Raw genomic sequence first — 11,801 nt, 5'->3', positions numbered from 1 at the left:
CGGTGCCCCTCCCGCGGGCCGCGGCGATCGACATCGGTACCAACTCGGTGCTCCTCCTGGTCGCCGAGCGCGGCCCGGGCGGGCCTCTACGCGCCGTGCGAGAGGAGGTCCGCATCACGCGCCTCGGCCAGGGGGTGGACCGCACGGGCTCCCTGGCTCCCGAGGCCATCGCGCGCACCCTCGCCTCGGTCGGCGACTACGCGCGCATCCTCGACGAGCTCGGGGTCGAGCGCCGCGCCGCGCTCGGCACCGCGGCGCTCCGGGACGCGCAGAACGGGGCGGCGTTCCTGGGCCCGGCGCAGCGCGTTCTCGGCTGCGAGGTGGAGGTGATCAGCGGCGAGCGCGAGGCCTCGCTGGTCCTCTCTGCCGTGCGGAGCGCCTTCGGCGGGCTCCCCGACCGCACTCTGGTGCTCGACGTCGGAGGGGGCTCGACCGAGCTCATCCTCGCCGAGGCGGACCGACTCCTCGACCTGACGAGCCTGCAGCTCGGCAGCGTGCGCCTGACGGAGCGGCACGTCCGCCACGACCCCCCGACCCCCGACGAGCTCCGCGCCGTGGCCGCCGACGTGGCGCGCTCGCTCGCGACCCTGCCCGCGACCTTCTCGTCCCCCCCTGCGCGTCTCATCGGCGTGGCCGGCACCGTCACCACGCTGGCCACGGTAGAGCTCGGCCTCGCCCGCTACGACGCCGATCGGGTGAACGGGTGCGTGCTGTCGCGCGAGCAGGTGGCCGGCGTCATCGACCGCCTCGCCGCCCTCCCCCTCGTCGAGCGTCGCGGCGTGATCGGCCTCGAGCCGGCGCGGGCCGACGTGATCGTGGCCGGCGCGCTCATCGTGAAGACCGTGGCGGAGCACTTCGGACTGAGCGCCGTAACCGTCTCCGACCGCGGCGTCCGGTGGGGACGCGCCGCCGAGCTGCTGCCCCCTGAGATCTAGGTCTCGGCGTGGTTCTGCTGCAGCGACTCGACGGTCAGGACCTTCTCCTGCAGCCCCCGGATCCCCTCCACCGCCGCCCGCGCCGCCGAGAGCGTGGAGAGCAGCGGCACCTTCCGGCGGATCGCCGCCAGCCGCAGCGCGTGCTCGTCGTAGAACGACGCGTCTCCGAGCGGCGTGTTCACCACCAGCTCCACCTCGCCGTTCAGGATGCGATCCGCTCCGTGCGGACGCCCCTCGCTGACCTTGTTCACGAGCTCGACCGGCAGCCCCTCGTCCTCGAGCAGGTCGTGGGTCCCGCGCGTGGCGATGAGCCGGAAGCCGAGCTCGGCGAAGTCGCGCGCGATCGGCACCACCTTCGGCTTGTCGCGGTCGTTGACCGAGACGAAGACCGTGCCGTGGACCGGCAGCGCCTGGCCGGCGGCCATCATCCCCTTCGCGAAGGCCAGGCCGAAGTCCACGTCGTGGCCGTAGGCCTCTCCGGTCGAGCGCATCTCGGGGCCGAGCACCGGGTTGAACTCCGGGAAGCGGTCGAAGGGGAAGACCGGCACCTTCACCGCGAAGCCCTTCGGCTTCGGCTCCTCGACGAGGCCGATCTCCTTCAAGGTCTGCCCCACCATGATCCGCGCCCCGAGCTTCGCGAACGGGATCCCGAGCGCCTTCGATAGGAAGGGGACGGTCCGGCTCGCGCGCGGGTTCACCTCGAGGACGTAGACCTTGTCCTCGAAGATCGCGAACTGCACGTTCATCAGCCCGCGCACGCCGAGGGCCAGGCCGAGCGCCTTCGTCTGCCGCCGGATGGTATGCAGGTGCTCGGGCTTGATCATCCAGGTGGGGAGTACCGCGGTGGAGTCGCCGGAGTGGATCCCCGCCTCCTCCAGGTGCTCCATGATGCCGCAGATCACCACCTGCTCGCCGTCGGCGAGGGCGTCCACGTCCACCTCGAACGCGTCCTCGAGGACGCGGTCGATGAGGATCGGTCGCCCCTCGGAGACGCGCACGGCCTCCTCGAGGTACTGCGCCAGGCGCGTCTCGCTGTAGCAGATGGCCATGGCCTGCCCGCCGAGCACGTACGATGGCCGCACGAGCACCGGGTAGCCGATCTGCGCCGCGACCTCGCGCGCCTCGACCAGGTTGCGGGCCGTCCCGTAGTCGGGGCGCGCGATCTCCAGCCGGTCGAGGAGCGCGCCGAAGCGCCCGCGGTCCTCGGCCAGGTCGATGGCGTCCGGCTGCGTCCCCAGGATCTTCAGCCCCGAGGCTGCAAGCGGGGCGGCCAGGGACAGGGGGGTCGCCCCGCCGAACTGCACGATCAGCCCCTCCGGCCGCTCGCGAGCCGCGATCTCCTGCACGTCCTCGACCGTGAGCGGCTCGAAGTAGAGCCGGTCCGAGATGTCGTAGTCCGTGGACACGGTCTCGGGGTTGCAGTTGACCATGATCGTCTCGTAGCCGAGGTCGCCGAGCGCACGCACCGCGTGGACGCAGCAGCAGTCGAACTCGATCCCCTGACCGATCCGGTTCGGCCCGCCCCCCAGGATCATGACCTTGCGCCGGCTCGTGGGCTCCGTCTCGTCCTCGTCCTCGTAGGTCGAGTAGAAGTAGGGAGTGCTGGCGGCAAACTCCGCCGCGCAAGTGTCGATGCGCTTGTAGGTGGGCACGACCCCGAGCGCTCGACGGTGCGCCACGAGCTCGCTCTCATCGCACTCGGTGAGCACGGCGAGCTGCCGGTCGGAGAAGCCAGCCCGCTTGGCGGTTCGCAGCAGGTCGGCCCCGAGCGGCCTCTCGGCCCGCGCGACCTCGCGCTCCAGGGCAATGATCCCCTCGATCTGATCGAGGAACCACGGATCGATGCGACTCAGGCGGTGGACCTCGTCGGCGCTCATCCCCGCGGCGAGGGCGCTGCGCACCCAGAAGAGCCGCGCGGGGTGGGGCTTGCCCAGCATCTCGCGCACACGGTCGGCCTGGTATTCGTCCTTGCCGTCGGCGCCGAGCCCCGAACGCCCGATCTCGAGCGAGCGGAGCGCCTTCTGCAGCGCCTCGGGGAAGGTCCGCCCGATGGCCATGACCTCACCCACCGAGCGCATCTGCGTGCCCAGCACCTCCGGCACGCCGGGAAACTTCTTGAAGGCGAAGCGCGGCACCTTCACGACCACGTAATCGAGCGACGGCTCGAAGCTGGCCGGGGTCTCCTTGGTGATGTCGTTCCGCACCTCGTCGAGCGTCATCCCGACGGCGAGCTTCGCGGCGATCTTGGCGATGGGGAAGCCCGTGGCCTTGCTGGCCAGCGCGCTCGAACGCGAGACGCGCGGGTTCATCTCGATCACCACCATGCGCCCCGTCGCCGGGTCCACGGCGAACTGGATGTTCGAGCCGCCGGTCTCGACCCCCACCCGCCGGATCACGCGCCGGGCCTGGTCGCGCATCTTTTGCAGCTCGACGTCCGAGAGGGTCATGGCCGGTGCGACGGTGATCGAGTCCCCCGTGTGCACCCCCATGGGGTCCACGTTCTCGATCGAGCAGACCACCACGAAACGGTCGCGGCAGTCTCGCATCACCTCGAGCTCGTACTCCTTCCAGCCGACGACGCCCTCCTCGACGAGCACCTCGGCCACGGGAGAGGCCTCGATGCCGCGGGCGACCACGGCGCGCAGCTCCTCCACGTTATAAGCCAGCCCGCCCCCCTCGCCCCCGAGGGTGAAGCTCGGGCGCACCACGAGCGGGTAGCCGAGCTCCGCCGCGTGGTGCAGCGCGGCCTCGACCGAGGCGGCCACGAACGAGCGCGGCACGTCGAGTCCCTCGGCCACCATGGCGGCGCGAAAGAGACGCCGGTCCTCGGCCACGCGAATGGTGTCGAGCTTGGCCCCGATGAGGCGCGTGCCGCTCTCCTTGAGGATCCCGGCCTCGGCGAGCTTCACCGCCAGGTTCAGCGCCGTCTGGCCTCCAACGGTGGGGAGCAGCGCGTCCGGACGCTCGCGCTCGATGATCTTCGCCACCGCGCTCACGGTCAGCGGCTCGACGTAGGTCCGGTCGGCCACCTCCGGGTCGGTCATGATCGTCGCCGGATTCGAGTTCACCAGGACCACCTGGTAGCCCTCCTCCCGCAGCGAGCGCGCCGCCTGCGTGCCGGAGTAGTCGAACTCGCAGGCCTGCCCGATCACGATCGGCCCGGAGCCGAGCACGAGGATCTTCTGGATGTCGGTCCGCTTAGGCATGGCGGGGCCCCAGCTCGATCATGGTGCGGAAGCGGTCGAAGATCGACGCCGCGTCCGAGGGACCGGGCGCTCCTTCGGGGTGAAACTGCACCGCCATGACCCGCCGCTTGGGGACCGCGAAGCCCTCGTGCGTGCCGTCGTACAGGCTCTTGTGGGTCACTTCGAGCTCCAGGCCGGAGAGCGACGCGTCGTCCACCGCGAAGCCGTGGTTGTGGGCCGTGATCCAGACCTCGCCCGTGCGCAGGTCCTTCACGGGATGGTTGCCCCCGTGGTGGCCGAAGCGGAGCTTGTAGGTCTTGCCGCCGAGTGCGAGGCCCAGGAGCTGGTGCCCGAGACAGATGCCGAGGATCGGCAGCTTGTCGAGCAGTCCCCGAGCCGTCTCGATCCCCTGTCGGACGGCCGCCGGGTCCCCGGGGCCGTTCGAGAGCATCACCCCGTCCGGCGCGAGCGCCAACACCTCGGCCGCCGTGGTGGAAGCCGGGAGCACGTGTACCTCGATGCCGCGCCGGAGCAGGTGCTGGAGGATGCCGCGCTTCACCCCGAAGTCGAGAACGGCCACCTTGAAGTGCCGACGCCCCTCGGGACGCACCACGTAGGGCTCGGCCGTCGTCACCTCCGCGGCCAGGTCTCGTCCCTCGAGCGACGGGGTGGCGCGCACGCGTCGGAGCGCCTCCGCCTCCGTCGGGGGCTCGGGGAAGATCCCCGCGCGCATGGCACCCCTCTCGCGAAGGTGGCGGGTGAGCGCCCGCGTGTCCACCTCGGTAATGCCGGGCACGCCCCGCTCCGCGAGCCACTCGTGGAGCACTCCGCTGGCCCGCCAGTTACTGGCCATGGGCGACAGGTCTCGCACCACGATCCCGCGCGCCGCCGGTCGCGAAGCCTGCGCGTCCTCGTCGCACACGCCGTAGTTGCCGATGTGCGGGCAGGTGAAGGCCACGATCTGGCCGCAGTACGACGGGTCGGTGGCGATCTCCTGATACCCCGTCATGCTGGTGTTGAAGACCAGCTCACCGAAAGCTTCCCCGGGCGCCCCAATCGTCTTTCCCCGGAAGGCCCGGCCATCCTCGAGCATCAGCAACGCGCGACGTGCGGTCATTTGGTCCGCCCAAGTCTCATGGCCTGCTGGGCCTGTCAAGTCGGTGGCCTACCCCGGCCACGCGGGCCCGGATACTACCCCCCGGCGGCCCCCCGCGATAGGGCCTCGGCCAGCAGCGGGAGCGCCTCCCCGGCGGGAGCGCGCAGGACGACCTGGGCGGCCTGGGAGACCGCCGTCGGCTCGGGGTTCACCTCCACGGTCAGGGCCCCGGCCTCGCGCGCGAGCACCACCGGCTCCCCGATGTACGGGAAGAGGGCGGTCGTCCCGGCGACGATCACGACCTCGGGGACCCGCACGTAGAACGCCTCGTGCACGCGACGGAGCTTCTCCGGGTCGAGAAGCTCGCCGAAGAGCACCACGTCGGGACGAAGGATGGCGCCGCACCGCGCGCACCGTGGAGCGGCCGCGAGCGCGCCGAGCTCCTCGAGACGCCCCGGCGCGTCGCACCCCATGCACCGCGTGTCGAAGATCGTGCCGTGGATGTCGATCACGTTGCGGCTGCCCGCGCGCTGGTGCAGGCCGTCCACGTTCTGCGTCAGAAGCGCGAAACGCTCCACGCGGCGCTCGATCTCCACCAGGGCCCGATGCCCGGCGTTCGGCTCGGCCCCCTCCGCCCTCCGCGCGAGGTCGGCGAGCGTGCGCCAGGTCCGGTCGGGATCGCGAACCAGGGTGTGGTGGCTCAGCGCCTCGACGGTCCGATCTCCCTCGTCGGGGTCGTCGTAGAGCCCGCCGCTCCCGCGGTAGGTCTGGATACCGGACTCGGCCGACACGCCGGCGCCGGTGATGACGCCCACGCTTCGCGCGTGCGCGAGTCGTTCCACGAGGAGGCCGGGGAGCGCGACGCGGCGAGGCATCGGCTCACCCCTGGCCGTGGGAAGGGTCTGGTCGGCTACTTCGCCGCCGGCGGGAGCAGCACCGCGTCGATGATGTGCACGACCCCGTTGGAGGCCCGAACCGAGGCCACGATGTTCGCGTCATTGACGGTGACCTTGCCATCCTTGACCTTGATCGTCACCTTCTTGCCGTTCGACATGCCAAGGGTCTGGCCGTCCTTCAGGTCGCCCGTCTCGTAGACGGAGGTGGTCGCGTGATACTTGACGATCTCCTTCAGGTCGGCCTGTTTCTCCGGTTTGAGGAGCCCCTCGACGGTCCCCTTCGGGAGCTTGTCGAAGGCCGCATTGGTCGGCGCGAAGACGGTGAGCGGTCCGGGGTTCGCGACGGCGGTGACGTAGTCCGCCGCCTTGAGCGCCGTAACGAGCGTGGAATGGTCCTTCGATGCGATGGCGATGCTGACGATGTTCTTCGGGTCGAGTGGCGGGGGGTTGGGATCCGACGGATTGGTGGACACGACCTCCTCTTTGGGGGTCGCGGGCTTGTCAGGCGCCGTCGGCTCGGTCTTCGTGCACGCGCTCGCGAGCAACGCCACGATCCCGACCGACACGACCCCTCTCACCGCCCGACCAGCTGAAGCGCTACGCCGTTCCCATTGCATGATGCATGTCCTTTCTGAGGCGAGCATTCGCCATCGCTCCGCACGAACTGGATCCCGCCACGCCGCCCTGCCATCCGAGGGCGCAAGCACGTAGCGAGCCAGGTCGGGAAGCGCATCACGGTACCCCCAACGAAGACCGCCGCCAGGTCCTCCGCACCGACGAGAACCGAGCGAAAGCGGGGCGCGCAGCCAGCGACCGGAGGGAGCGGACCTCTCGCTTCGGCGGCGGGCCAAAATGCTCCTGCCCGGAGCGCCGTCATCCCCGGAGCGGCGCAAGACGGCCCGCCTGCCGGGCGCGCACCCTGCGCCGGTGTCCCACCCGTGCCAGAGCGACCGCCGCTCCCCGCGCACCCCAGGCCCGGGCACCGCTACCCGGCGACGAGCCGCCGCTGCCTGGGGCGATTTGACCGCTCCCCCGGCGACCCCTAAGATCGACGAGATGCAACGACTCGACGGTCGATCCAGTCTCCGGCGGGCTGGAGCGTGTTTCGCCCTGGCCACGGCGCTCGTTCTCTCGCCCCGCCAGGCCGCGGCCCAGGTGAAACCGAAGGTCATGATCCTCTTCGACACCTCGGGGAGCATGCTCACCGACGACGACGAGGACGGCTCCCCCCTCTGCGGCGGTCGCGGCAAGCAGAGCCGCCTCTACCAGCTCAAGTCCGCCCTCTTCGACGCGCTGCAAGGGCTCGGTACGAAGGAGGTGGACCTCTCGCTAGCCACGTTTCCGCAGATGGTGGACCCGAGCCAGACGCCCGACTGCCCGGACGGCCACTACTACCTCGCTCCCTCGCAGAACTCCGAAATGCTCTTCTACGGCGCGCCCCACGAGGGGTGCAAGGTGTCGACCCACCGGCCCTACGTGGACATGAGCGCTCACTGCGGCGCCGCGAACAACCCCTGCTCCGCCTGGTACACGCAGTACAAGAGCGAGGCGCTGAAGGTCCCCTTCGGGCAGCCCGTCGAGAACCTCATGTGGTACTTCGACCAGCAGGAGGACTCCGGCACGCAGGGTCCGCTCGCGAACCCCGAGATCCGCGCCATCTCCTACACCCCCCTCGGCAAGAGCCTCTTCTACGCGCACGGGTACTTCCACCGCGAGGTGGCGCTCCCGGCGGGGGACTACCGCAAGAAGTGCGAACGGCTGGTCATCGCGCTCTTCACCGACGGCGAGGAGACCTGCAACATCACCACCACCGACGCCTACTACCCCACCACCTGGGCCGGCAACCTGCACGCGAACCTGGGGGTGGTCACGCACACCGTCGCGATCGACATCAACTCCACGATCCTGTCGAATATCGCGAGCGCCGGCCACGGCACCTACGTCACGGTGATCGGGAACAGCACCGCCCTGAAGAAGGCCTTCCTCGACATCATCGCCAAGTCGTTGCCCCCGTCGGAAACCTGCAACGGGCAGGACGACGACTGCGACAGCCAGGTCGACGAGGACTTCCCGCTGAAGGGGCGCCCCTGCGACAACGGACGCGTCGGGGTCTGCCGGCGCCCGGGCGCCTACGTTTGCAAGGGAGACGGCACCGGTGTGACGTGCAACGCGCCGAGCGTCACCGGTACCGCAGAGGTCTGCAACGGCCTCGACGACGACTGCGACGGGAGCATCGACGAGGAGATCCCCGGCGGGTGCACGGCGTGTATTCCGCAAGCGGAGGTCTGCAACGGCATCGACGACGACTGCGATGGGAAGGTGGACGAGGATGTCCCGTCGAGTCCGTGCGGCAACACGCTCGGCGTGTGCAAGGGGGGCGCCACCGCGTGCGTCGGCGGACAGATCGTCTGCCAGGGGGGCCAGGCCGGCTCTCCGGAGCTCTGCGACGGACTGGACAACGACTGCGACGGCACCACCGACGGGATGAGCGAGATCTGTTTTCCGTTTGCGACGGGGTGCGACCCGAAGGCGGGCACCTGCCAGGGGGTCTGCCGGCTCGGCGTGCGAAGCTGCACTGCAGGTCTCTGGGCCAGCTGCCAGGGGGCGGTGGGTCCGACGGCCGAGCGGTGCGACGGGCTCGACAACGACTGCGACGGCCAGACCGACGAGCAGGCCGAGTGCCCCGGGGGCTCGCAGTGCGTGAACGGCCAGTGCACGCGGGCCTGCGGGCTCTCGGAGTTCGCCTGTCCCAAGGGGCAGGTCTGCAAGAACAGCTGGTGCATACCCGATACCTGCGACGCGGCGGCCTGCCGCGAGCGGGGCGGGGTCTGCAAGGCGGGCGACTGCGTAGACCTCTGCGCCAGCGTGACGTGCAACCTCTACGAGACCTGCGTCAAGGGTCAGTGCGTGGACCACTCGTGCTACGCGAAGGGCTGCCCCAAGGGCAGCCGCTGTGTGCACGGGATCTGCACAGAAGACGCCTGCGCCGCGACGAGCTGCGGCGAAGGCACCTATTGCGTGAAAGGGCGCTGCGTCGCGCTCTGCGAGGTGCTGGGCTGCGGTCCGGACCAGACCTGCCGCCTCGTCGAGGAGGCCGGTTCGCCCGTCACCCGCTGCACCCCCGACCCCTGCGCGAAGGTGTTCTGCGGCGCGGGCGCGGTCTGCCGGGAGGGACGCTGCGTGGAGGACCCCTGCGCCGCCACGAAATGTCTGAGCGGCGAGCTCTGTCGCGCGGGGCAGTGCGGCCCGGACCCATGCGAGACCGTACGCTGTCCCGACCGCTACCGCTGCAAGGAAGGGGTATGCCTCACCTCGGAGCGCTCGCACCGCGAGCTGCTCGCCACCGGGGCGGGGGGCTGCACCTGTCAGGCCAGTCCAGGCGGCGCGGGGACCCCGCTCTCGCTGCTCGCGCTCCTCGGGCTCGCCCTCGCGCGCCGACGGCGACGGCCGCGCAGGCCGTAGCCCCACCCCCTCCCCCGGCGTAGTCGACACGCGCCGTCCCTGCGTGGCGGGGGGCGGGGCCCCTCATTGACTTCACTCTCGCCTGTATCGATGATGCGCGCCGCCGAGGAGACGAGATGCCGCTGACCACCGTGTACCAGGCCGTCACCCAGCGGCTCGAGATCCTGGACCCCGACGGCGTGGCGGACGAGACGCTCCTCCCGGCGCTTGCGGAGTCCGCTCTCGTGGGCCTGCTCGAGCAGATGCTGCGGCTGCGCGCCTTCGACGAGAAGGCCCTCAATCTGCAGCGCCAGGGTCGCCTCGGCACCTACGGCTCGCTCCGCGGTCAGGAGGCGGCCCAGGTCGGCCTGGCCCTCGCGCTGCGACCGACGGACTGGCTCATCCCGTCGATTCGCGAGCAGGGAGTCCTCGAGCTGCGCGGCCTGCCCATGCACAACTTCCTGCGCTTCTGCAAAGGAGACGAGTGGGCCAACCGCATGTGCGACCTGCCGCGGGTCCTGCCCCCCTCGATCCCCATCGGGAGCCAGCTCGTGCACGCCGCGGGGATCGGGCTAGCGCTGCGGTTGCGCGAGGAGTCCGCCGCCGCCGTCGGGTTCTGCGGCGACGGTGCCACCTCCGAGGGCGATTTCCACGAAGCGCTGAACTTCGCCGCGGTCTTTCGCGCACGCACGCTCTTCTACGTGCAGAACAACGGCTGGGCCATCTCGATCCCGCTCCGGCAGCAGACCTGCTCCGAGACTCTCGCCCAGAAGGCGCACGCCTACGGGATGCCGGGGCTGCAAGTGGACGGCAACGACGTCCTCGCCGTCTACGTGGCCGCCGAGCAGGCCTTGGGCCACGTGCGCAGCGGCAAGGGCCCCTTTCTCCTCGAGGCCGAGACCTATCGCGTGGAGAGCCACACCACCGCCGACGACCATCGCCGCTACCGGCCGGCCGAAGAGCTCGAACCCTGGCTCCGCAAGGACCCCATCGTGCGCATGCGCCGCTACCTCGAGCGTCGCGGCCTCTGGAGCGCGGCGGCCGAGTCGCGCTACCTCGAGGCGCTCGCGGTCGAGGTCGAGGCGGAGGTGGAGAAGCTCGAGACGCTCCCCGCCCCCGACCCGGTGGACCTCTTCGACCACACGTTCGAGACGCTGCCCCCGACCCTCGCGGCCCAGCGTGCGGAATTCCTCAAGGAGCTCGGCCGATGACCCCGGAGACCCACGCCCCCTCTGCCTCCGAAGCGGCCGCCGCGACAACGACCCAGCTCGCGCGCCTGAACCTCGTCCAGGCCATCAACCAGGCGCTCGAACAGGAGCTGGCCCGCGACGCGAACGTGCTCCTCCTCGGCGAAGACATCGGTCGCGGAGGCGGCGTCTTCCGCGTCACCGAGGGGCTGCTCGCGAAGTTCGGCCCGGACCGGGTGATGGACACGCCCCTCGCCGAGAGCGGCGGCGTGGGCCTGGGCATCGGCCTCGCGCTGGCCGGCTTCCGCCCGGTGGTCGAGATCCAGTTCATGGGCTTCATCTACCCGGCGGTGAACCAGCTCTTCGCGCACGCCGCGCGGTATCGCAACCGCACCCGCGGACGCTACCCCGTGCCGATGGTGGTGCGAACGCCGTACGGCGGCGGCATTCATCCCCCCGAGCATCACTCGGAGAGCTACGAGGCGATGCTGGCCAACACCCCAGGGCTCAAGGTGGTCGTCCCCTCGAACCCCTACGACGCGAAGGGGCTCCTGGTGGCCGCCATTCGCGACCCCGACCCCGTGGTCTTCCTCGAGCCGACGCGGCTATACCGCGCGTTCCGGCAGGAGGTGCCGGCCGCGAGCTACGAGGTGCCCCTCGGTGCCGCAAAGGTCGCTCGGAGCGGGACCGACGTGACGGTCATCGCCTGGGGCTCGATGATGCAAGAGGCCCTCAAGGCCGCCGAGGCGGCCGGGCTCGAGGGCATCTCGGTGGAGGTCGTGGACCTGCGATCGATCGTGCCCATGGACACCGCCACCGTGCTGACCTCGGTCGCGAGGACCGGGCGCGCCGTGGTGGTGCACGAGGCGCCGCGCACCTGCGGCCTGGGGGCAGAGCTCGTGGCGCAGATCAACGAGCACGTGCTGCTCGACCTCCTCGCGCCCGTCGAGCGGGTCACGGGCTTCGACACGGTATTCCCTGGGGCGCCGCTCGAGAATCACTACCTGCCGAGCGTCGAGCGCGTGCTCGCCGCCGTTCGTCGAACCCTGGAAGAGTAGCGA

At 70.6% G+C, this 11,801-nt stretch carries 8 protein-coding genes; 4 read left to right on the top strand and 4 right to left on the bottom strand.

Annotation, left to right across the window (positions count from 1 at the left end; genetic code table 11):
- Nucleotides 1-2 precede the first annotated feature (2 nt).
- Nucleotides 3-935 carry a Ppx/GppA family phosphatase gene (locus IT371_07295; GenBank protein ID MCC6747445.1) on the top strand — a complete coding sequence of 311 codons (933 nt, stop codon included), beginning with the start codon at nt 3-5 and terminating at the stop codon, nt 933-935.
- On the opposite strand, the gene carB is transcribed toward IT371_07295, so the two are convergent.
- From carB to IT371_07275, 4 genes are all read right to left on the bottom strand, one after another.
- Entirely contained in the window at nt 932-4,141 is a 3,210-nt protein-coding gene (gene carB / locus IT371_07290; protein ID MCC6747444.1) for a carbamoyl-phosphate synthase large subunit, read from the bottom strand. The genes IT371_07295 and carB overlap by 4 nt on opposite strands.
- Nucleotides 4,134-5,237 (bottom strand): glutamine-hydrolyzing carbamoyl-phosphate synthase small subunit, encoded by a 1,104-nt coding sequence (gene carA, locus IT371_07285; protein MCC6747443.1) that lies wholly within the window; start codon nt 5,235-5,237, stop codon nt 4,134-4,136. The genes carB and carA overlap by 8 nt, the downstream gene beginning before the upstream one ends.
- Before the next feature lie 74 nt (nt 5,238-5,311).
- Nucleotides 5,312-6,091: an NAD-dependent protein deacylase gene (locus tag IT371_07280; GenBank protein ID MCC6747442.1), complete on the bottom strand. Its 780-nt coding sequence runs from the start codon at nt 6,089-6,091 to the stop codon at nt 5,312-5,314.
- A 35-nt stretch (nt 6,092-6,126) separates the two neighbouring features.
- Complete coding sequence (locus IT371_07275) at nt 6,127-6,729, bottom strand: fasciclin domain-containing protein (protein MCC6747441.1); 603 nt, start codon at nt 6,727-6,729, stop codon at nt 6,127-6,129.
- 439 nt (nt 6,730-7,168) lie between these two features.
- Here IT371_07275 and IT371_07270 point away from each other — a divergent pair, with 439 nt between their 5' ends.
- The 3 genes from IT371_07270 to IT371_07260 all read left to right on the top strand — a co-directional run bounded on the left by IT371_07270 (nt 7,169) and on the right by IT371_07260 (nt 11,798).
- Nucleotides 7,169-9,574 (top strand): hypothetical protein, encoded by a 2,406-nt coding sequence (locus IT371_07270; protein ID MCC6747440.1) that lies wholly within the window; start codon nt 7,169-7,171, stop codon nt 9,572-9,574.
- A gap of 116 nt (nt 9,575-9,690) precedes the next feature.
- On the top strand, nt 9,691-10,764 hold the full coding sequence (gene pdhA, locus IT371_07265) for a pyruvate dehydrogenase (acetyl-transferring) E1 component subunit alpha (protein MCC6747439.1): 1,074 nt from the start codon (nt 9,691-9,693) through the stop codon (nt 10,762-10,764).
- Nucleotides 10,761-11,798 (top strand): alpha-ketoacid dehydrogenase subunit beta, encoded by a 1,038-nt coding sequence (locus IT371_07260; protein MCC6747438.1) that lies wholly within the window; start codon nt 10,761-10,763, stop codon nt 11,796-11,798. The genes pdhA and IT371_07260 overlap by 4 nt, the downstream gene beginning before the upstream one ends.
- Nucleotides 11,799-11,801: the final 3 nt, after the last annotated feature.

This window comes from Deltaproteobacteria bacterium (assembly GCA_020848905.1).
GTDB lineage: Bacteria > Myxococcota_A > Polyangia.
This window is presented reverse-complemented; position numbering and strand designations above follow the sequence as displayed.

Coding starts and splice junctions, on each gene's coding strand:
- carB (MCC6747444.1), bottom strand. CDS start 4,141: ATGCCTAAGCGGACCGACATCCAGAAGATCCTCGTGCTCGGCTCCGGG.
- carA (MCC6747443.1), bottom strand. CDS start 5,237: ATGACCGCACGTCGCGCGTTGCTGATGCTCGAGGATGGCCGGGCCTTC.
- IT371_07280 (MCC6747442.1), bottom strand. CDS start 6,091: ATGCCTCGCCGCGTCGCGCTCCCCGGCCTCCTCGTGGAACGACTCGCG.
- IT371_07275 (MCC6747441.1), bottom strand. CDS start 6,729: ATGCAATGGGAACGGCGTAGCGCTTCAGCTGGTCGGGCGGTGAGAGGG.
- IT371_07270 (MCC6747440.1), top strand. CDS start 7,169: ATGCAACGACTCGACGGTCGATCCAGTCTCCGGCGGGCTGGAGCGTGT.
- pdhA (MCC6747439.1), top strand. CDS start 9,691: ATGCCGCTGACCACCGTGTACCAGGCCGTCACCCAGCGGCTCGAGATC.
- IT371_07260 (MCC6747438.1), top strand. CDS start 10,761: ATGACCCCGGAGACCCACGCCCCCTCTGCCTCCGAAGCGGCCGCCGCG.